Source organism: Amycolatopsis sp. FU40 (assembly GCF_021903635.1).
Classification (GTDB): domain Bacteria; phylum Actinomycetota; class Actinomycetes; order Mycobacteriales; family Pseudonocardiaceae; genus Amycolatopsis; species Amycolatopsis dendrobii.
In genome coordinates this window covers 8,748,986-8,769,242 of sequence record NZ_CP091381.1, presented here as the reverse complement: position 1 = coordinate 8,769,242, position 20,257 = coordinate 8,748,986, and the positions used below count along the sequence as shown (strand labels likewise).

At 68.3% G+C, this 20,257-nt stretch carries 22 protein-coding genes; 8 read left to right on the top strand and 14 right to left on the bottom strand.

Annotated elements, in window-relative coordinates; translation table 11 throughout:
- Positions 1–148 precede the first annotated feature (148 nt).
- Complete coding sequence (locus tag L3Q65_RS41640) at positions 149–1,747, top strand: DEAD/DEAH box helicase (protein ID WP_237601002.1); 1,599 nt, start codon at positions 149–151, stop codon at positions 1,745–1,747.
- Positions 1,748–2,466: 719 nt separating this feature from the next.
- Positions 2,467–3,798, top strand: coding sequence for a hypothetical protein (locus tag L3Q65_RS41635; RefSeq protein ID WP_182894659.1), 1,332 nt, complete (start codon positions 2,467–2,469; stop codon positions 3,796–3,798).
- A 6-nt stretch (positions 3,799–3,804) separates the two neighbouring features.
- Here L3Q65_RS41635 and L3Q65_RS41630 read toward each other — a convergent pair whose 3' ends face one another.
- The 6 genes from L3Q65_RS41630 to L3Q65_RS41605 all read right to left on the bottom strand — a co-directional run bounded on the left by L3Q65_RS41630 (position 3,805) and on the right by L3Q65_RS41605 (position 7,882).
- Positions 3,805–4,272 (bottom strand): hypothetical protein, encoded by a 468-nt coding sequence (locus tag L3Q65_RS41630; protein ID WP_182894359.1) that lies wholly within the window; start codon positions 4,270–4,272, stop codon positions 3,805–3,807.
- A gap of 361 nt (positions 4,273–4,633) precedes the next feature.
- Positions 4,634–5,482 (bottom strand): PD-(D/E)XK nuclease family protein, encoded by an 849-nt coding sequence (locus L3Q65_RS41625; RefSeq protein WP_182894660.1) that lies wholly within the window; start codon positions 5,480–5,482, stop codon positions 4,634–4,636.
- A 71-nt stretch (positions 5,483–5,553) separates the two neighbouring features.
- The gene (locus L3Q65_RS41620; protein WP_182894360.1) at positions 5,554–6,183 is read right to left on the bottom strand and encodes a MarC family protein; all 630 of its coding nucleotides are present in this window, start codon (positions 6,181–6,183) and stop codon (positions 5,554–5,556) included.
- A gap of 1 nt (position 6,184) precedes the next feature.
- Complete coding sequence (locus tag L3Q65_RS41615) at positions 6,185–7,048, bottom strand: PHP domain-containing protein (RefSeq protein ID WP_182894361.1); 864 nt, start codon at positions 7,046–7,048, stop codon at positions 6,185–6,187.
- A gap of 65 nt (positions 7,049–7,113) precedes the next feature.
- Complete coding sequence (locus tag L3Q65_RS41610) at positions 7,114–7,674, bottom strand: PH domain-containing protein (RefSeq protein WP_009072960.1); 561 nt, start codon at positions 7,672–7,674, stop codon at positions 7,114–7,116.
- Positions 7,675–7,696: 22 nt separating this feature from the next.
- Entirely contained in the window at positions 7,697–7,882 is a 186-nt protein-coding gene (locus L3Q65_RS41605) for a hypothetical protein (RefSeq protein ID WP_037815868.1), read from the bottom strand.
- Between the two features lie 167 nt (positions 7,883–8,049).
- Between L3Q65_RS41605 and L3Q65_RS41600 the strand changes: the two genes are divergently transcribed.
- Positions 8,050–8,451, top strand: a complete 402-nt coding sequence (locus L3Q65_RS41600) for an NUDIX hydrolase (RefSeq protein ID WP_237598085.1) — start codon at positions 8,050–8,052, stop codon at positions 8,449–8,451.
- A gap of 282 nt (positions 8,452–8,733) precedes the next feature.
- On the opposite strand, the gene L3Q65_RS41595 is transcribed toward L3Q65_RS41600, so the two are convergent.
- The gene (locus L3Q65_RS41595; RefSeq protein ID WP_370648238.1) at positions 8,734–9,846 is read right to left on the bottom strand and encodes a DUF2332 domain-containing protein; all 1,113 of its coding nucleotides are present in this window, start codon (positions 9,844–9,846) and stop codon (positions 8,734–8,736) included.
- A gap of 32 nt (positions 9,847–9,878) precedes the next feature.
- Complete coding sequence (locus tag L3Q65_RS41590) at positions 9,879–10,382, bottom strand: MaoC family dehydratase (RefSeq protein WP_037815874.1); 504 nt, start codon at positions 10,380–10,382, stop codon at positions 9,879–9,881.
- Between the two features lie 329 nt (positions 10,383–10,711).
- On the opposite strand from L3Q65_RS41590, the gene corA reads away from it, so the two are divergent.
- From corA to L3Q65_RS47530, 4 genes are all read left to right on the top strand, one after another.
- Positions 10,712–11,800, top strand: coding sequence for a magnesium/cobalt transporter CorA (gene corA, locus L3Q65_RS41585; protein ID WP_037815877.1), 1,089 nt, complete (start codon positions 10,712–10,714; stop codon positions 11,798–11,800).
- Positions 11,801–11,996: 196 nt separating this feature from the next.
- Complete coding sequence (locus tag L3Q65_RS41580) at positions 11,997–12,650, top strand: metallophosphoesterase (RefSeq protein WP_237598084.1); 654 nt, start codon at positions 11,997–11,999, stop codon at positions 12,648–12,650.
- The gene (locus L3Q65_RS41575) at positions 12,647–13,486 is read left to right on the top strand and encodes a chromosome partitioning protein ParB (protein ID WP_182894365.1); all 840 of its coding nucleotides are present in this window, start codon (positions 12,647–12,649) and stop codon (positions 13,484–13,486) included. Before L3Q65_RS41580 ends, L3Q65_RS41575 begins: the two co-directional genes overlap by 4 nt.
- A 55-nt stretch (positions 13,487–13,541) precedes the next feature.
- Positions 13,542–13,889: a ClpX C4-type zinc finger protein gene (locus tag L3Q65_RS47530; RefSeq protein ID WP_182894366.1), complete on the top strand. Its 348-nt coding sequence runs from the start codon at positions 13,542–13,544 to the stop codon at positions 13,887–13,889.
- Positions 13,890–13,950: 61 nt separating this feature from the next.
- Here the strand turns inward: L3Q65_RS47530 and L3Q65_RS41565 are convergent, their stop codons facing one another.
- Both L3Q65_RS41565 and L3Q65_RS41560 read right to left on the bottom strand, forming a co-directional pair.
- On the bottom strand, positions 13,951–14,145 hold the full coding sequence (locus tag L3Q65_RS41565) for a PspC domain-containing protein (protein WP_009072943.1): 195 nt from the start codon (positions 14,143–14,145) through the stop codon (positions 13,951–13,953).
- A 143-nt stretch (positions 14,146–14,288) separates the two neighbouring features.
- On the bottom strand, positions 14,289–14,735 hold the full coding sequence (locus L3Q65_RS41560) for a DUF4265 domain-containing protein (protein ID WP_237598083.1): 447 nt from the start codon (positions 14,733–14,735) through the stop codon (positions 14,289–14,291).
- A gap of 103 nt (positions 14,736–14,838) precedes the next feature.
- Here L3Q65_RS41560 and L3Q65_RS41555 point away from each other — a divergent pair, with 103 nt between their 5' ends.
- Positions 14,839–15,747, top strand: coding sequence for a hypothetical protein (locus L3Q65_RS41555; RefSeq protein WP_237598082.1), 909 nt, complete (start codon positions 14,839–14,841; stop codon positions 15,745–15,747).
- A 63-nt stretch (positions 15,748–15,810) separates the two neighbouring features.
- Here L3Q65_RS41555 and L3Q65_RS41550 read toward each other — a convergent pair whose 3' ends face one another.
- Genes L3Q65_RS41550 through L3Q65_RS41535 form a run of 4 tightly spaced genes read right to left on the bottom strand, consistent with a single transcriptional unit; the run spans position 15,811 to position 20,095 of the window.
- Complete coding sequence (locus L3Q65_RS41550; RefSeq protein WP_182894368.1) at positions 15,811–16,986, bottom strand: ABC transporter ATP-binding protein; 1,176 nt, start codon at positions 16,984–16,986, stop codon at positions 15,811–15,813.
- Between the two features lie 3 nt (positions 16,987–16,989).
- A complete protein-coding gene (locus tag L3Q65_RS41545) occupies positions 16,990–17,832 on the bottom strand; it encodes a carbohydrate ABC transporter permease (RefSeq protein WP_237598081.1) in 843 nt (280 codons plus the stop codon).
- Positions 17,832–18,779, bottom strand: a complete 948-nt coding sequence (locus L3Q65_RS41540; RefSeq protein WP_093576741.1) for a carbohydrate ABC transporter permease — start codon at positions 18,777–18,779, stop codon at positions 17,832–17,834. The genes L3Q65_RS41545 and L3Q65_RS41540 overlap by 1 nt, the downstream gene beginning before the upstream one ends.
- Positions 18,776–20,095: an ABC transporter substrate-binding protein gene (locus L3Q65_RS41535; protein WP_182894370.1), complete on the bottom strand. Its 1,320-nt coding sequence runs from the start codon at positions 20,093–20,095 to the stop codon at positions 18,776–18,778. The genes L3Q65_RS41540 and L3Q65_RS41535 overlap by 4 nt, the downstream gene beginning before the upstream one ends.
- Between the last annotated feature and the right edge of the window lie 162 nt (positions 20,096–20,257).

Sequence of the window (20,257 nt, the reverse complement as noted above, 5' to 3'; positions counted from 1 at the left end):
CACGAGAGAGGCGATCACCCTGACCGCAGAACAGTCCACAACCGAACAGACCGAAACCGTGCAGGCCACCGCCGCTGTCGCCCTCGAGCACAGCGAAAACGGACCGGCCGCGCTGGACACGTCGCACCCGCTGCAGGCCGGTGCCCCGGTGACCGAGGAGTCGCCGACGTTCGCGTCGTTCGGAGTGAAACCGGAAATCGTCAAGGCGCTCGGCGAAGCCGGAATCGAGCGCACCTTCGCCATCCAGGCGCTGACCCTGCCGCTCGCCATGGCCGGCGACGACCTCATCGGCCAGGCCCGCACCGGCATGGGCAAGACGCTCGGCTTCGGCGTCCCGCTGCTGCACCGCGTGCAGGTGCCCGGCGACGGCACCCCGCAGGTGCTGGTCGTGGTGCCCACGCGCGAGCTGTGCATCCAGGTCGCGAACGACCTGAAGGGCGCAGGCAAACACCTCGGCATCCGCACGCTGGCGATCTACGGCGGCCGGCCGTACGAGCCGCAGATCGAGGCGCTGCGCAAGGGCGTCGACGTCGTCATCGGCACCCCGGGCCGTCTCCTCGACCTGGCCGAACAGCAGCACCTGGTGCTCGGCAAGATCCGCGGGCTCGTCCTCGACGAGGCCGACGAGATGCTCGACCTCGGCTTCCTGCCGGACATCGAGCGGATCCTCCGGATGGTGCCGGACGAGCGGCAGACGATGCTGTTCTCCGCCACGATGCCGGGCCCGATCATCACGCTCGCGCGGACGTTCCTGAACCAGCCCACGCACATCCGCGCCGAGGAGAACGACGCGGGCGCGATCCACGAGCGCACGGCGCAGTTCGTCTACCGGGCGCACTCGATGGACAAGACGGAGCTGATCGCGCGGGCGCTGCAGGCCGAGGGCCGCGGGCTCACGATGATCTTCAGCCGGACCAAGCGCACCGCCCAGAAGGTGGCCGACGACCTGGTGGAACGCGGTTTCGCCGCGGCCGCGGTGCACGGCGACCTCGGGCAGGGCGCGCGTGAGCAGGCGCTGCGCGCGTTCCGCTCGGGCAAGGTCGACGTGCTGGTGGCGACCGACGTCGCGGCGCGCGGCATCGACATCGACGACGTCACGCACGTGATCAACTACCAGTGCCCGGAAGACGAGAAGACCTACGTGCACCGCATCGGCCGCACCGGCCGCGCGGGTCGCACCGGGGTCGCGATCACCCTGGTCGACTGGGACGAGGAACCGCGCTGGAAGCTGATCTCGGACACGCTGAGCCTCGACCTGGCGGAGCCGGTGGAGACGTACTCGTCGTCGCCGCACCTGTTCAGCGACCTGGGCATCCCGGAGGGCACGAAGGGCCGCCTGCCGCTGTCGAAGCGCACGCGGGCCGGCCTGTCGGCCGAGAAGGAAGAAGACCTGGGCGGCAAGCGCCGAGGCCGCCGCGGCTCTGCTTCGACGGGTTCGTCGTCAGCGGAGGAGGAAGCCCCGCGCAAACGCAACCGCGCCCCGCGCAAGCGAACCCGCGGCGGCGCCCGCTCCGCCGCCGCGATCGAGGCCGCTGACGCCGCCTCGGCTGCCTCTGACCAGCAGGAAGACCGCCCCCGGACCCGCCGCCGCACCCGCTCGGGAGCAGACGCGACCGGCCCGGCGACCTCCACCGGCAACGCCACCCCCGCGACGACGTCCGACTCCGGGGAGACCGGAGACCGTCCGGCACGCCGCCGCCGTCGCCGCCGCCCGTCCGCATCTGATACACCTGCGTCGGCAGACTGAGCGACACACCGGGAGTCAGTTACGTGAACGACCACGGGAACGGCACCGACGAAACGCCCCCCGAACCCGGATCGAACGTAGCGGGCACTCCCGCGAATCCCGACGAACGCCCCCGGCCGGACCTTCCGGCCGGGGAGCGGGTGTCGGATGAGAGTGCAGCTGGGGTTGGTCCGGGCGAGTCGCTTTCCGGTGACCGGGGCGCGGTTTCGCCGTCTGCCGGCTCCGCTGTGGCTGGCTCTGCCGGGAACGCTTCGGGCTCGCAGGCTGGAGACTCGGCGATACCAGGTGCCGAAGAATCTTTCGCCGAAGCAAATGAGCCCTCCGCGGGCTCCGCTGCGCCCGCTCCCGGAAACGCTTCCGCGGGATCGGCCGCTTCCGGCTCGCAGGCCGGCGACTCCGCCGCGCACGCTGACGAAGACTCTTCCGTCGAACTCCACCGGCCCACCGCAGCTCCCAGCTCGGCCGGAAGCACTCCCGCCGCATCGACCGCGCCCGGCCCGCGAGCCGGAGACTCCGCCGCACACACTGGCGAAGAAGCCTCCGCTGAGCCCCACCGGCCCGCCGCGGCGGTCCCCGGTGCTGCCGGAAGCACTCCCGCCGCGCCGGCCGCTTCCGGCCCGCAAGCCGGAGACCCGGCCGGGCCAGCCACCGAAAAAACTTCCACCGCAGGCACCCACGCCGCGATCCCCCCGGTCACTCCCGAGGAACGCACCGGCCCGATCGCGCGCGTCACCGACGAACCCGCCGGGGTCAGCAGCTCCGCCGAGCCCTACGGTTCCGAGAATCTCCTCCCCCGCCAGCCCGCCGCCCCGGATTCCGTTGCGCAGCCGGGGAAAGCCCGCCGCTCACCGTGGAACCGGGGGCGGGATCGGCTGATCGCGGGGGCGATCGTCGTCGTGGTCGCGGTGGTCGCCGCGATCGTCGCCGCCACCAGCGACAATCTGCACACCAGCCGCGCGCTGGCCGAGCCGCCGCACGCTCTCCCCACACCGCCGACCTCCGTGCCCGGGTCGATGACGCAGCTGTGGCAGGCCCCGAGTTCCGCGACGCCGATCCCGATCGGCCAGTCCGACACCGTCACCACCGCGGACGGCAGCGAGGTCGCCGGTCGCGATCCGCTCACCGGGCAGATCCGCTGGCACTACACCCGCGAAAACCTGCAACTGTGCACTGTGGACGCCGCATGGGGCCGGGTGAACGCCGTGTACCACAAGACAATGGGCTGCAGCGAGGTCACGCAGCTCGACCCCGCCACCGGCCGCATCACCGCTCAGCGCAACGGCGACGCCGAACTGGGCACCCGTCTCGTCAACGACGGCAGCCACGTCACGACGACCGGCAAACATCTCCTCGACACGTGGCGCGACGATCTCGTGAAGAGCATGGAGTACGGCAAAGTCCCGTTCCTGCAAAACGCGAACAAGCAACCCCGCCCCAACTGCACCTACGGAACGGTAGCAGCGGCCGCCGACAAAATCGGCGTGATCGAACGCTGCCCCGGCGACCGCACGGACCGCCTGACCGTCTACAAGGCAACCGCCGAGCACGAGGACGAACCGAAGGTCACCTACACCGCCCTGCTGGCCGGCAAGCGGGCCAGGGTCATCGCGATGTCAGGCGATCTCACCGGCGTGCTGCTGCCCGACCAGAACCTGTACGTCGTCTACGGCGCGGACGGTTCGCAAAAAGCCGCCTACCCCATGGATCTCCCCGACGCGGACACCGCGAACGACCCAGTCGGCGGCACCGAGGCCACGACCCGCACCGCCGCGGGGATCTACTGGTACACCGGCTCCAAAACCGTTGCCCTGTCCCGAGACGACCTGTCCCCGCGGTGGACCCTGGACGGCACGCTCGGCCCAGGAATCACCTTCGCGACCCAGTTGGTAGTGCCCATCCGCGGCGGCCTGGCAGTGCTGAACGAAATGAACGGCGCGACGCTACGCACAGTCGGCATCGACCGCGGCGCCTACTCGGGCCCAGTCCGCCTCACCGCGCTGGGCCCAGTACTGCTGGAACAACGCGGCCCGACGCTCGCCGCCCTGCGCTGACCGTCCTCAGAACCACCACAACAAACTGAACGCCACACCCGCGACGACGAGCACCCCAACCCCCGCACCGACCGCCGCTTTCCCCGCGCGACGGTCGGCGACCCGTTGCAGCACAAGCGCGATCACCGCCGCGACGGGATGTCCGGCCAGTTTGAGCGGACCCGGCCCGGGTGCGCCGTTGACGAGGCACAGCACACCCACGACGAGCACCCCGATCGCCAGGACGGCCAGCCCCGCGGCGACCGATCCGGTGAACCCGCGCCACCAGCGCCCACGGGGCTTACGCCTGACAGACGATTCGTGGCGCTCGGGTGCCGCCTTGGCTTCTGCCGCATCGTCGTCGACCGCGCTTTCCAGCAGCGCCGAATCATGGACAACCGCATCCTCGCCGGGCACAAGGCCATCGGCGGCAGCGGAGTCATGGACAACCTCAACCGCGGCGCTGTCGTCCGTCGCAGAACTCCGCGATGCCATGGCAGTGCGCTTCGCCTCAGCACCAGTCAGAGCACGATCCTCCGCCGCGACACCACTGCCCACTGCCCCGCTATCGCGTCCACCGCCACCAGGCGACCCCGCGGCCCCGCGCATGTTCTGCCTCGCCGCACCGACAGCATGCGAGCCGGCGTCCTTGACACCACGGCCGTCACGGACCCCGCCATGCCCCGCAGCAAGTTCCGTCGCCACAGCGCCAGAATCCTTCCTCGCTACGCCGCGAACCCCCGACCCGTCACGGGCGACACCGCGATCCCGCGCAGCACCAGCCCCACCGCGGGCGGTTTTCTCGATGTCCGGTGACGCCACGATTCTCGGATCCAATCCACGTCTCGGGAAACCCCTACGGCGCAAGCAAATCCCACGGTTGCGCGGCAGGAGCGGTCTGCTGTCCCGCCACGCAGCTCGGGCGGAAGTCGCACCATGCGCAGCGGCGGTCGGGGCGGGCGGGAAACAACGTGTCTCCGTCGCCGCCTGCGTCAAGGGTATCTGCTGCCAACCGCAGATCTCCCGCGGTCTCCTCGGCGCGTTCCAGGTGGCGCTTCAAGGTTTCCGGCGTGTGTTCCGCCGCGGCGATCGTGCCGGACGGGAGATGGTGCAGTTCGACCTTCGTGCACGGCATGCGCAAAGTGCGCGTGGCGGCCACGGCGTACATCGCCAACGCTTGCGACGCGCGGGCCTCGTGTTCGTCCGGGGCTCGGCGGCCGGTTTTGTAGTCCACGATCACCAGTTCGCCGCCGCGTTGGTCGATGCGGTCGGCTCGGCCTTCGATGATCATCGTCGGGCGGCCGCCGGTCGTGCTGACCGGCGCGGAGACCCAGCGTTCCAAGCCGACCGGGTCGTCGCTGACGTCGTTGTCCTCGACGTACTCCGCGACCCAGCCCTTCGCGCGCGCACGGTAGCGCGCGGCCTGGTCGTCGTCGGCGAAACCGGCGTCCTTCCAGTGCTCGGACACCAGCGCGATCCCGCGCTGCGGCGTCCGTTTCGCTACCGGCAGGTCGAAAAGCGCCCGCAACGCGTTGTGCACCACCGCACCCAGCGTGCTGTGCGCCCACGGCCCGGTGCGCTGCGGTGTCGGCCGGTCGAGATAAGCCAGCCGGTACCGGCGCGGGCAATCGTCAAAGGTGCTCAGCCGCGCAGGCGACACCTTGGTGAGCCGTTGCGGTTGCTCGACGCCGAAGTCGAACCCCATCTGTTCTTTCACGCCGCCCCCTTCCGTCGACGCCCACGCTACGCACCCCCACCGACACTTTCCGGCGTGGGCTAGCCGCCCGCGATGAAGCCCTGCACGGAATTCGCGACCAGCTCGACGGCGATCGCGGCGAGCAGCAGGCCGGCGATCTTCGCCAGGAGCGTGATGCCGCTTTCCTTGATCAGCCGGATGACCACGCCGGAGAAGCGCATGCAGGTGTACAGCACGAAATGCACGGTCACGATCGCCAGCGCCAGCGCGATGTACGCGCCCAGATGACCGTCGGCCTGCCGGACGAACACGATGGTCGCCGCGATCGCGCCGGGACCGGCCAGCAGGGGTGTGCCGAGCGGGACGAGGGCGACGTTGACGTCCTCGGCCGCCTCGGGCTCGTTGCTGCCCGCGTTGCCGGTGAGCAGTTGCAGCGCGATCAGCAACAGCAGCAGGCCGCCCGCGCCCTGCAGCGCCGGGATGCCGATGCCGAGATACGCCAGGATCGCCTGCCCCGCCACCGCGAACAGCGAGATGACCAGCAGCGACACCAGCACCGCCTGCCGGGCCGCTTTCACCCGCGTCGCCATCGGTTTGCGGCCGACCAGGCTCAGGAACACCGGCACGGTGCCCGGCGGGTCCATGATGACGACGAGGGTGATCGTCGCGCTCATGAAGAGCTTCGCGTCGAAGAAATCCGAGACGGCCATCTCAGCCCTTCACCACTTGGAAGCCGGTCGCCCGCCCCACCAATTCCTCCAGCTGGTCCGGTTCGGTCGTTTCCTGGCCGAGCCCGATGGTCTTGTTCGTGCCGTGGTAGTCGCTGGACCCGGTGCGGACCAGGCCCAGCTCGTCGGCCAGTTCGCGGGTGCGCACCCGGGTGGCCGGATCGTGGTTGGGATGGTTGACCTCGACGCCGGTCAGCCCGCGCGCCGCCAGCTCACGCAGGGTGTCCTCGCTGATCGTCGCGCCGCGGCTGAACGCGAAGGGGTGCGCGATCACGGTAACCCCGCCGGCCGCGGTCACCATGTCGATCGCTTCCTCGACCGGAGTGTCGCGGCGCGCGACGTAGTAGCCGCGGCGGCTGTGCAGATAGTCGCCGAAAGCCTCGTCGACGGAGCTGACCAGACCGGCGCGGACGAGCGCCTGCGCGAGGTGCGGCCGTCCCGCGGGCGAGTCCTCGGGCAGCAAGCTCAGGATTTCGTCGGCGTCGACCGGGAGGCCGTCGGCCGCCATCCGCTCGGCCATCCGCCGCAACCGGGTGCGCCGTTCGATCCGCAGCCTCGTCTGTTCGGCGACGATCGCGGGCGCGGCCGGATCGAAGAGGTACGCGAGCAGGTGCACGCTGATTTCGTAGCCGGTGTCCGGGTCGATCGAGACCGTCGACAGTTCCGCGCCCGGCACCAGCGTGAGGCCGGCGGGAAGGGCCGCTGCGGCCGGTTCCCAGCCCGCGGTGGTGTCGTGGTCGGTGATCGCGACGACGTCGAGACCGGCACGCGCGGCAGCGCCGACGAGCTGGGCAGGGCTGTCGGTACCGTCGGAGGCCGTGGAGTGGGCGTGCAGGTCGATGCGCATCGGACCTATTCTCGACGATGCGCTGCGTCACCTCGGCGCCGGGACCAGTGCCGACGCGCCCGGGGTCAGCCGACCGGCTTCTTGCCCCGCGCCGCGCGCTGTGCCTTGATCATCGAGAACCGTTCGGCCTGCTTCTGCTTGTCGCCGAACACGAGCTCGGAGATCGTGTCGTAGAACTCCTCGGGCCGCGGCAGGTAGTCGATCCGGTTCAGCGCCTGGATCTGGCCCGCCGATTCGACGACCATCGTGCCGTAGCCCAGCATCCGGCCCCAGGCCGAACGCTGGTAGGTGAGGTCGGTGACCTTGCTGATCGGCATCATCAGCACCTTGGTGGTGAAGACGCCGGTGGTCATCACGAACCGTTTGTCGGTGACGACCAGCCGTTCGACCCACCATTCGATGATCACGTAGGCGAACCGCAGCACCACCGCCAGCGCGACGTACCAGAGGATGTTCTGCACCACCCACATCGAGGGCGGCAGCAGATACGACACCAGCACGCACACGATCAGCAGCGCGGCTGCCTCGAACGTGTCCCAGAGGAGCACCGCCCAGTGGCGGCGGATCCGGATGACCCGCCGCTCGGTGTCGAGGAGGTACTCGTCAGGGTCGCGTGGCGCGAACATGGTTCGAGGGTATCCCCTGTCGTCAGTGGAAGATGTTGCTGACGAACGTGATCACCGATTCGGCCGAGCTGCGGAGGAAGTCCACAATGTTGCTGACAAGACCAGCAGCATGGCCCGGCTGAGCGATCACGAAGAACAGCACCAACGCGATACCCACGAGTCCCGCAAGCTTCTTCGCGTTCACAGCGATCAATCCCGTCTCTTCCATGACACCCGGAAAACTGACTTTCTACGTTGTACCGCACTGACCACTCACGCGGGAGGAAAGTCCCGCGCATGGGTCAGCCAGGCGCTCGAAGTGTACCGTACGGCTACTCTCCGTGTACAGGTTCCCGAACGCTAGGGGGTGCGGCCGAGGTCGGCTACCGTCGCGGCATGGACGGCCTCGAGCGCTGCGTCGGCGGCATTGTGTTCGACGACCAGGGCAGACTCCTGCTCATCCGGCGCGCGAACGAGCCGGGGAAAGGCCAGTGGTCGCTGCCCGGCGGGCGCGTGGAACCGGGCGAAACGGACTACGAAGCGGTGGTCCGGGAGCTTCGCGAGGAGACCGGACTCGACGTGAGACCGCACACACTGGCCGGCTCGGTCCGCCGCGGCCGCTACGACATCCACGACTACGAATGCACGTGGACCGGCGGAATCCTCACCGCGGGCGACGACGCCACCGACGCGCGGTGGGTCAACTCGGCCGAACTGGTCAATCTGGACGAAGCGGGCCACCTGGTGGACCAGCTGCTCGTAACCCTGCGTGACTGGAATGAGTTGCCCGCCGCGTAATCCGGAGCGGTTATTTCCCCATTGCCGACCGCGGCTCCCGCGATTCGGAACCGATTGCGGAGTTGTCGGAAAGTTTCCCCATCGTTCATGCATCCGCGATGAGCACCGAAAATGCGCGGAACGCGTATTCGATATCGCCGGACGCGCATCGGTCCGGCGGCCCCGGCGCGGGCAGAGCAGTGTGACTGATGGGGTGAATGTGACACAGGTTACTCACGGCGCCGAGGGGTGTCGTGAGCGGCGATCACGGTTCTCACCGGGATCGCCGCTCACGAGACACCCTCACGCCAGCCAGGTCATCCGCTGCCCGTGCGGCGCCGTCCTGGCCAGCGCGCGGGCCTCGGGTTTCCCGTCTATCCAGGTCGTCAGCCCCAGCACCGCCATCGCGGGCTCACCCGCGTCCGAACCGTCCGGCGACAGGTCGTCCCGGCCGGGCAGCACGTTCTCCAGCCCAGCCCGGTAGAACTCCTGGCTCACCCACCACACCGGCCGGGCCGAGGACAGTCGCGCCAGCTCGGCCACGAAATCCGCCCGCCGATCCCAGACGTAGGCCAGCGCGTGGCTCGTCAGCACCACCAACGGCAGTTCCGAAGGCAACCGCGACGCCGCTGACGCCAGGTCGTCCACCGCGTCCCCGGCGATCAGCTCCGGCGCGTGCTTCCGCTGTTCCGCGGCAGCCGTGCGCAGCAGCCGGATCCGGTCGACCTGATCAGCCCAGACGCACGCCTCCAGCCACGCCAGCTCGTCCTCGTCCGAGAGGTCCACCGGTGCCCGGTCCAGGCCCGCTCGGGCCGCCACGGCGACCTTCTTGGGCAGTTTGGGCAGCTTCGCACCGGACGCGACGTCGATCGCGCAGTGCAGCCCGACCGCCGCCTTCGCCGGTCCGGCCGTGAGCTGCTCCCCGCCGTCGCATTGGTAGCGGTAGCCGAACCGGTCGAGCCCCAGCAGCAACCCCGCGCTGCAGCCGACCTCAAGCAGCGCGATCTTGCCGCCCGCTTCCTTCGCCGCCGCCGCGACCGCCGGGTACAGCAGCGCGGCGCGGCGCACCTCGTTCGTCTGCGTGTAGCGGGTCGAGATGATCTCGCGGGCCTGGTCCGCGCGCTCCAGCAGGAACGAGCGGAACAGCGGCCACGTCTCGCTGTCGACGCCGTCGAAACCGCCGACCGACGGGTAATACCGCGACAGCGGGTGGATCGGATCCGCCTGCACCAGCCGGTGCGCGGCGGCGAACAGCAAGGTCCCGCGCGCTTCGCCGCCGCGGGCGTCGGTCAGCAGCGCGGCGACGTCGTCGTCCTCGGCCGCGTGTGTGGCGAGGTGGTCATACAGCGGCGAAACCCCGCGCGCCTCCGTCTCGGCGAACCTGCGCAGCGTCTGCTTGATCTTCTCCAGGGCGATGGCCACCCGTGCTCCTCTTCGCGGCGGATCGATCACTCGTGCGGCGTCGGACGGCCGGGCTGTTCCCCGCCGCGGGTGTCGCCGTAGGACCGCTTCGGCACCATCACTTTGCGCCGGAAAATGCACACGATGGTGCCGTCCTGTTTGTACCCTCGAGTCTCGACGTACACCACTCCCCGGTCGTCCTTGGACTTCGACGGGGTCTTGTCGAGCACCTCGGTCTCGCCGTAGATCGTGTCGCCGTGGAACGTCGGCTTCACGTGCTTGAGCGATTCGACCTCGAGGTTCGCGATGGCCTTTCCGGACACGTCGGGCACCGACATGCCGAGCAGCAGCGAGTAGATGTAGTTGCCGACCACGACGTTCTTGCCGAAATCGGTCGTCTCGCCCGCGTAGTGCGCGTCGAGGTGCAGCGGGTGGTGGTTCATCGTGATCAGGCAGAACAGATGGTCGTCGTATTCGGTGACGGTCTTGCCGGGCCAGTGCTTGTAGACCGCGCCGACCTCGAACTCCTCGTAATACCGGCCGAATTGCACGCTTTCGCCTCCTGTCCGGGTAACACCTGCCGAACCAGGTGCGACACGTATCCGTGGTGAGGAGTACCCTCGACCATCGGTGATCGCGCGTCAACGCGACCCCTGCCACGTCGCACGCCCTGGCGTGCCCCGGCCGAAAGGAGGTGAGGAACCGCTCATGAGCAGTGGTGATAGTCCGCTCCCTAGTAGTACGTGCGTTCCCGCCTCGCCGGCCGGCCTTCTCCCTTCCTGGTAGGCCTGCGTCCGGGAACTCACGGTGCCGCCGGACGGACTCCGCAGTCCGCCTGGCCGTCGTCTTCGTGCTTCACGACGTCTGCCCAGGAGAACCCATGCCTGCCATTCCCTCGCTTGGCGGCCTTCGCGGCCGCGGCAACAACCGGGCCAAGGCCAATCTCGACCGGCCGATCCCGGTGCCGCTGTCGGCGTATGTCGTCGATTGCGCGGTGTATGTCGACGGCAAGCGGCTGCCAGGGCGCTGGACGCACGCCGAGGCGATTCGCGAGGTGCGCAAGCGGCACGCCGGTTTCGTCTGGATCGGCTTGCACGAGCCGGATTCCGACCAGATCCAGGGCATCGCGGACACCTTCGGCCTGCACGAACTGGCCGTCGAGGACGCGCTGGAGGCGCATCAGCGGCCGAAGCTGGAGCGCTACGACGACACGCTGTTCCTGGTGCTGAAGACAGTCCGTTACGTCGAGCACCAGTCGCCGACCACGGCGAACGAGATCGTGGAAACCGGCGAGCTGATGGTGTTCCTCGGCCGCGATTTCGTGATCACCGTGCGGCACGGCAACCACTCCGGGCTCGCCCGGCTGCGCCGTGATCTCGACGACGACCCGGAACGGCTCGCCCTCGGCGCGGCGGCGGTCGTGCACGCGATCGCCGACCACGTGGTCGACCACTACCTGGAGGTCACCAGCCGGATCGAGGCGGACATCGACGAGATCGAGGCGCAGGTGTTCGCGCCGCGTTCGTCGGTGAGCGCCGAGCAGATCTACCTGATGAAGCGGGAAGTGCTCGAACTGCGGCGCGCGGTGGTCCCGCTCGCCACGCCGGTGTCGCGGCTCGCCGAGGGCTACACGCGGCTGGTGCCCGACGAGGTCCGCTCGTACTTCCGCGACGTCGCCGACCACCTCGCCACCGTGTCCGAACGCGTAGCGGCGTTCGACGAACTGCTCAGCACCCTGGTCGACGCGACCGTCGCGAAGATCTCGCTGCAGCAGAACACCGACATGCGCAAGATCACCGCGTGGGCGGCGATCATCACGGTGCCCACGATGGTCGCGGGCATCTACGGCATGAACTTCGACTACATGCCCGAACTGCACTGGCAGTTCGGCTATCCGATCGTGGTCACGATCATTCTCGCGATCTGTCTGCTGCTGTACCGAATATTCCGGAAGAACGGCTGGCTGTAGCCGCCCCTCGCGGTCCCCCTTTCTTCCCCCGGTTGCAGGAGGTTTGTCTCGTCATGTCCCGGTTGCTGTCCAACCTCAAGTTCTGGGCTCTGGCCCTCTGCCTCATGTGGATCGTCGGCATCGTCGCGATGATCGCGCTCAACCCCGGGTTCGCGCACGGCATGAAGTGACGCCGCGTGCGCCGTAACCTTGGCGCATGCCGAAAGCGCTGGTGGTGGCCGACGAGGCCGACGAGCGGCTGTGGACCTCGGCGGTCGGATCGCTGCGGGTCGACCTCGTCGTCGCCGCCGGCGATCTGCCGTTCGCGTATCTCGAGTTCCTCGCCGGCATGCTCGACGTGCCGTGCGTGTTCGTCCCCGGCAACCACGACCCGGACCTGAGCGGCTACACCCGCTACGGCGGACTGTCCATGAAGGACGGTTTCCCGACCGAATGGCCAGGCCCCGCGGGCGGAATCAACGCCGACGGTCGGATCGTCGACATCGCCGGTCTCCGGATCGCCGGACTCGGCGGTTCGATCCGCTACCGCGACGGCCCGAATCAGTGGACGCAGCGGCAGCAGGCGCGCCGGGCCCGGCGACTGGAGCGCCGGTTCCGCTGGCGGAAATGGCGCGACGGCAACGGAATCGACATCCTGCTGACGCATTCGCCGCCGCGGCATCTCGGCGACCGCGAAGATCCGCCGCACCAAGGTTTCACCTGTCTGCACCGCACCATCGACACCTTGCGGCCGCAGTGGCTGCTGCACGGACACATCCACCCGCACGGCGAACCGGTGCCCGACCGCATGGCAGGGCACACCCGGATCCGCAATGTGGTGGGCTATCAGGTGATGGAGTTCCCGCGATGACCCGACCGACCGGTTTCCCGCGTGCTGACGCCGAAAACGACTTCCTGCGAGCCCGCCGCCGGCAGGTGCTGTCGCGGCTTTCCACGTGGCTGCGCCGCGAGCCTGACGACGTCAACATCATGCTGCCGTTCCACGAAGTGGTGCAGGCGCTCGGTTACGTCAGCGAGGCTCGGATCGGGACCCGCGTGATCACTTTGGACTCGATCGTCGGCACCGTCGACCGTAGCCGCGATTTCGACCGCCGCTTCCGTCCGACGTCCGCGCGGGTCCGGCAACGCTGGGAAAGGCTCGCGCTCGCCGCCCGCCGCGGTGAGGCGATCCCGCCGATCGAGGTGTACCGGATCGGCGAACTGCACTTCATCATCGACGGTCACCACCGGGTTTCGGTCGCCTTGGCGCAGGGACTGTCCACAATAGAAGCTTCAGTGACGGTCGTGCGCACCAAGCTGAATCCGAGCGGCATCCGGTATCGCGGCGACTTGATCGTGAAGGACTACCGGCGGCTGTTCCTGGAACGAGTCCCCTTGTCCGGGCACGCCCGCGCTTCGGTGCTGGTGACCGATCCGTGGAATTACGCGCAACTGGGCGAGCACGTCGAAGCGTGGGGTTTCCGGCTCATGCAAGACGAAGGCCGCTTCACCGACCGCGCGACCGTCGCGCAACGCTGGTTCGACGAGGAATTCACGCCGGTCGTAGCGATGCTGAAGCAAGCGGATCTGATCGGCGACCGCACCGAGGCCGAGGCGTACCTGTGGGTCGCGTGCGAGCGGTACCGGCTGATCCGGACGCACCGCTGGGACGAGGAGGTCATCGAGACGCTGCGCTCGCGGCAGTGACTTGTCAGGCGACTCCTGACGTGTCAGGCTAGCCCTGACACCAGGGAGGTTGTTGATGACTTCGTACTGCTCGTTCTGCCTCAAACCGGCCGACGAGGTGGCCAAGCTGATCGCCGGCTCCGGCGTCTACATCTGCGACGGCTGCGTCGGATTGTGCGAACAGATCCTGGCCGGGGAACACGAACCGGGAACGCCCGAAGTGACGCTGTGGGAGCGGAAATCGGACGAGGAGATCCTGGAGAGCATCCCGCGGATGGCGAAGGTCAGCGCGCAGACGGACGCGCGGATCCAGGAACAGGTGGACCTGCTGCGGACGCGCGGCGTGGCGTGGGCGCGCATCGGCGAGGCGCTCGGGGTGACCCGGCAATCGGCCTGGGAGCGATTTTCCGCCGAGCGGAAATGAGAAGGGCCCCCTCCCGTGCGGTGGCGGGAGATGGCCGATCGATCACAGTGGTCTGTTTGGCTCAGTCGCTGGGGATGATGGCCCACAGGATCAGGTACGCGACGAACTGCGGCCCCGGAAGCAGGCACGACAGCAGCGCGAGCACGCGGACCTTGCCCGGCGTGGTCCCGAAGCGACGGGCGAGCCCGGCGCAGACGCCGCCGATCATGCGCCCCTCCCGCGGCCGGCTCAGCCGGTGAGTGACAGGTGCGGTCATCGTGTTCCCCTCCCGTTTGGGTTCGTACCTCCATGTCACCACGTCCGGCGTCCGGGCACATCGCTCCGGGGGACGATCCGCACCCCTAAGGGGATGGGGTGCGACCCGGGGGCGGAATCGGGGTTGCCGCGGGAACTCGCAGGTCAGAGCCCGGCCGCTAGCCATTCCTCGCTGACGCAGCCCTCCTCGTAAGCCCACGAACCGTCTGCCCGGCCCGCGTCGAGCGCACGCTTCGCCTCGGCGAGGTCCGCTCCCGGCGGGACCGTGAACCCCACCATGCCGAACTGGCCGAACTGTTCGCCTTCGAGGCCGAACGGGGCGAAATGGTCGAGCACCCGGCCAAGGTCTCCGCCGAACGGTCCAGCCGCCCAGACGATCATCCGGATGGTGCAGTTCCCGGACCATTCCACCCGTTCGACCGGCCGGAGCACCCCCTCCTCGTCCCGTTCGACGCGGAAGACGTCGCCTTCGGCCGCGTTCCGGGCGAACCACGGGACGTTGTCCAGCCGCACGTGGTCAGGCCGGTCGAGCGGGACCGCCCACAGCCCTCGCCTTCGTGCGGCGAACCGCGGCCCGGCTTTCGGACTCACCGCTTCCCACCGAAGCCGCCCGACCAGCGGTGATGACACAGCGAAGTGTGGGATTTCCCGGCGGGGGCTGGATTTTTCGCCACCCACGGTGATACTGCACCCCGTGCGTAACCCACTCGGAGTCCTCGCAGTCGGCTGTTCGGTGCTTCTCGTCGCGGCAGCCGGATGTTCCGCGGAGTCTGCCCCGACGACGCCGCAGGCGCAGTCCACGCCGGTGCCCTTGACCGCGATCGCGGCGCTCGGGGACTTCTCCACGCTCGACTACTGCAGCCTCCTCGACCCGAAGCGGCTCAAGAACACCACCGCCGATACGCCGGATTCGTCGTTCACCGCTTGCCAGGCGGACTTCGTGCAGTCCGGGCGGCCCCGGACGGTCACCATCGGGCCGCTTGCCGCCGATCGCGATCCCAATGTGCAGGCCTACGCGTACCCGGGCCAGGTGCCGGACGGGGTTTCCGTGCAGCAGGCCGGGTTCGTGCCCGAGCGGACGTGCGGGCGGGCCGTCACGTTCGCTGACGGGGTTCGGCTGGCCGTCTCGATCACCGACAAGGATGACCGCGGCAATGCGGAGGATCGGTGCACCGCGGCGGACGATGTGGTCGGCGGAGTGCTCGACGCGGTGACCGGCAAGCGGGTACGGCATCCGCAGTTGCCGGACCGCTCTTGGGGCCGCGTCGACTCCTGCGCGATTCTCAGCGCTGCCGGAGCGCAGGGCGCCGACGCGACCGCCGGGCTCGCCGGGCATTCCTGCATCCTCGACAAGGTGAGCCTGGAGTTCGCGGTGGTGCGGCAGGCTCCGGCCGGGCCGTCGGAAACGCTCGGCAACCGGACGGCGCGGGTGGCGGCCGACGGGGCGTTCTGCCGGGTCCGGACGGTGCAGCCTTCCCCGGCCACCGCAGGACGCGCGGAGCAGGCGACGGTGAGCGTGGTCGACACCAGCGGCGCGGGCGGGGAAGCGGCTTGCCCCGCCGCCCGCACCGCTGCTGCGACGATCTTTTCGCGAATCCCCTGACGTCCGTGAAGGGCTCCTTGAGGGAATCTGATTCCCTCAAGGAGCCCTTCACGGACCGGCAGTTCAGTCGGAGTAGGTGAGGTTTCGGCCGTCGGACGGGTCGAAGAGCTTCACCTTGTCCGCGTCGAACCAGATTTGCAGGTCCTGGTTCTCCGCGGCCGCCGATTCGGCCGACAGCCGGGCCACGATCAGCGATTCCGCACCGGGGACGTCGGCCGAACCGCTGTCCGCGGCCAGTTCCGCCAGTTCGGCCGAGGTCGCGGCCTCGCCGTCCACGGTGAAGTGCGCGAACTTTTCCGAGCCCATCGACTCCAGCACGTCCACGTGCGCGGTGAACGTCGCGCCCTCGCGGCCCGGTTCGACCAGGGCGGCGTCCTCGAAGTGCTCCGGGCGGATGCCCATGATCACCTCGCGCGGGGCGTTCGCCGATTCGGCCATCCGGCGGATCCGGTCGGTCAGCGGGGTCGTGCCCAGCGAACTGCGCAGCTGGCCGTCTTCGAGCGTCGCGGGGACGAAGTTCATCGACGGCGAGCCGATGAACCCGGCCACGAACAGGTTCGCCGGGTTGTCGTAGAGGAACTGCGGCGAACCGATCTGCTGCACGTACCCGGCCCGCAGCACCACGACGCGGTCGCCGAGGGTCATCGCCTCGGTCTGGTCGTGCGTGACGTACAGCGTGGTCGTGCCGAGCTGTTTCTGGATCTTCGACACCGACGTCCGCATCTGGCCGCGCAGTTTGGCGTCCAAATTGGACAGTGGTTCGTCCATCAGGAACGCCTTGGGGTTGCGGACGATCGCCCGGCCCATCGCGACCCGCTGCCGCTGCCCGCCGGACAGGTTGGCCGGTTTGCGGTCGAGATGCTGGGTCAGGTCGAGGATCTGTGCCGCTTCCTCCACTTTGGACCGGACGATCTTGTCGTCCACTTTGGCCAGCCGTAGCGGGAACGCCATGTTCTCCCGCACGCTCATGTGCGGGTACAGCGCATACGACTGGAACACCATCGCGATGTCCCGGTCCTTCGGCGCTTTCTCGTTGACCCGCTTGCCGTCGATGCGCAGTTCGCCCGAGGAGATGTCCTCCAGCCCGGCGACCATGTTGAGCGTGGTCGACTTCCCGCAGCCGGACGGGCCGACCAGGATGATGAACTCGCCGTCGGCGATCGTGATGTCCACCTCGGACACCGCGAGCGCGCCGTCGGGGTAGCGCTTGGAAACCTTGTCGAGAACGATTTCAGCCATGGGTCAGCCCTTCACCGCACCGGACGTCAGCCCCGCCACGATGCGACGCTGGAAGAACAACACGAACAGGATGATCGGCACCGTGATGACGACCGCGGCCGCACACACCTGGCCGGTCGGGTCCTCGAACTGCGAGGACCCGGTGAAGAACGACAACGCCGCGGGCACCGTGCGCGACGACTCGGTGGACGTCAGCGAGATGGCGAACAGGAAGTCGTTCCAGCAGAGGATGAACACCAGGATCGCCGTGGTGAACACGCCCGGCGCGGCCAGCGGCGCGATCACCTTCCGGAACGCCTGGGCAGGAGTCGCGCCGTCCATTTTCGCCGCCTTTTCCAGTTCCCACGGGATTTCCCGGAAGAACGCGGACAGCGTGTAGATCGACAGCGGCAGCGCGAAGGTGATGTAGGGCAGGATCAGCCCCGGCCAGGTGTCGAAAAGGCCGAGCCCGCGTTCGATGTTGAACAGCGGGGTGACGAGCGAGACCTGCGGGAACATCGCGATCAGCAGGGAAAGCCCCACCAGCAGCTGTTTCCCGGGGAAATCCAGCCGGGCGATCGCGTACGCGGCCATCGTGCCCAGCACCACCGCGATGACCGTGGAGATCACCGCGATGCCGATCGAGTTCACCAGCGCGTGCAGGAACTCGGTGGTCTGGAAGATGTCCGCGTAGTTCTTGAGCGTCCATTCCACCGGGATGAAATTGCCGTCGGTGAGCGTCGCTTTCGTCTTGAACGACAGCGAAAGCACCCACAGCACCGGGACGATCGCGAACACCAGCACCAGGATGTTCAGCAGGCCCCAGCCGACCTTGCGGCCGGTGGTGGCCGCACCTCCGATAGCCATCAGCGCTTCCCCCCGTCGTCCGTGCCGGGCGCGGCGGTGCCGAACACCTTGATGAAGAGGAACGCGATGATCGCCACCGTGATGAAGATCAGCACCGCCATCGTGGAGCCGATCCCGAGGTTGAGCCCCTTGACCAGGTTGTCGTAGGTCTGCATGGACACCGATCCGGTGTCCTGCGCGCCGCCGGTCAGCACGTAAATGTTGTCGAAAATGCGGAACGCGTCGAGCGTGCGGAACAGCAGCGCGACGAGGATCGCCGGTTTCATCACCGGCAGCATCACCTTGGTGAACCGCTGCCACGCGGTCGCGCCGTCCATCGCCGCGGCCTTCAGCAGGTCGTCCGGCACCAGCGCCAGCCCGGCCATCAGCAGCAGCGCCATGAACGGCGTCGTCTTCCACACCTCGGCGAGAATGATGATGAACAGCGACGGCCACTGGTCGGTGAGCGGCGCGACCCCCTCGCCCAGCGCGTTCGCCAGGTACCCGGTTTTGGGCGTCCACGCGAAATACCACGAGAACGCGGCCACCACCGTGACGATGCCGTACGGGATCAGCGCGACGGTGCGCACCAGCCCGCGGCCGACGAGCGTGCGGTGCATGATCAGCGCGAGTCCCATGCCGAGCACGAACTCGATCGCCACCGACACGACGGTGAGGAACATCGTGGTGCCGAACGCGGTCCACCAGTAGGAATTCGTGAGCACCGCGGCGTAATTGTCGAAGCCGATGAACTCGTGTTTCGCCGGGAACCGCAGGTCGTAACGCTGCAGCGAAAGCCAGACCGAATAGATGATCGGGTATCCGGTCACCGCGATCATCACGAGGAACGCGGGCGCGCACAGCCACAGCCCGAGCCGCCGTTCCGCCTTCTTGCCCTCGGAAAGCGCGGGCTTTCCCTTGCGGTGCGCCGCTTCCTTCGTGGCGGCGGCGGGATCCTGGACGGTCACGGGATCACTCCCTTCGACTGGAGCGCGTCATCGAGCTGTTCCCGCATTTTCTGCGCGGTCGTCCGCGGATCGATCGCCGACGGCGGGGAGATGATTTTCGACATCACCGTGGACAGGTTCTGGTACACCGGAGTGAGCGGCCGTACCGCGGCGGTTTTCAGCGCCGACAGAATGGCGTCGCGCATCGGGTACTTCTCGGCCATGTTCGGGTTGTCCGCCGACGCGGGCTTCGCCGGATCCAGCGGCGTGTCGTCGTGGTACACCGACTCGATCGTCGGCGGCACCCCGTCGTTGATCGCGGACACCTTCTGGTTTTCCTTGCTGCGCAAGCACAACGCCGCTTCATACGCCTCCGGCTTGTGCTGCGAGTAGGCGCTCACCGCCAGGTCGAACCCGCCGATCGTGCTCTTCGACGGAATGCCCGCCTTCGCCTGCGGGTACACCGCCCACTTGAAGTGCGACAGGTCCTGCGGCTTTTCCTCGGCGTAGGAGGCGTACACGAACGGCCAGTTCAGCTCGAACGCGGCGCCGCCGCCCTGGAACGTCCGCCGGACGTCGTCCTCTTTCTGGTTCGTCAGCGAAGGGTCGGTGATCCCCGACGACGTGACCTTCTTCAGCAGCTCCAGCGCCTGCACCGCGCCCTCGTCCATCACGACGGATTTCCCGTCGTCGGACAGGATGTGCCCGCCGAGCGATTCGACCAGCGTGTTGTAGATGACGACCAGGCCCTCGTACTGCGCGCCGGTGAACACGATCGAATACGGTTTTTTCTCGCCCTTGAGCTTCTGCGACATCTGCATCATCTCGTCCCACGTCTTCGGCGGGGTCGGGGTGATGCGGTCGTCGTACCAGAGCAGCTGCACGTTGGTGTTCTTCGGCGCGGCGTAGAGCTTTCCTTGATACGTCGCGGTTTCCAGCGGGCCTTTGAGCACGCCCTCGGACGCGGCTGTCTTGTTCTGCCCGGTCCACTCGTCGATCCAGCGGGCCTCGGCGAACTCCGAAACCCAGGTGACGTCGAGCCCGAGCACGTCCATCGACGTGTCGCCCGCGGCGAGCCTGCGCGCCATCTGGATCCGCTGGTCGTCCGAACCGCGCTGCAGCTTGTTGTAGACGATCCGGTACCGCCCGGCGGCGGTCTTGTTGCAGTTGTCGACGACGGTCTGGAAATGGTCCTCCGGGGAGTAGTAGACGTTGATCGTCGTCCCGGAAGCCGTTCCGCAGCCCGCCACCAGACCGCTGCTCACCAGGCCCGCGGCGAGCAGCGCCGCCGCGCGGGTAGGTCCTCGTTTCTTGCCGCTGGGCCGTTTCTTCCCCATTCAAGCCTCCTCGCGTGTGCACACGGCACCGTCCGGCACCGCCCCCAGACAGCACGCCGCGACGAGGCGGACCCGAGCCAGCACCCCGACGTGCCAGTTGCCGGCAGGCCGCGCTGGAGGACACGACCGGCCAACCGGTGTCGGTCAACCTATGCCCGGCGA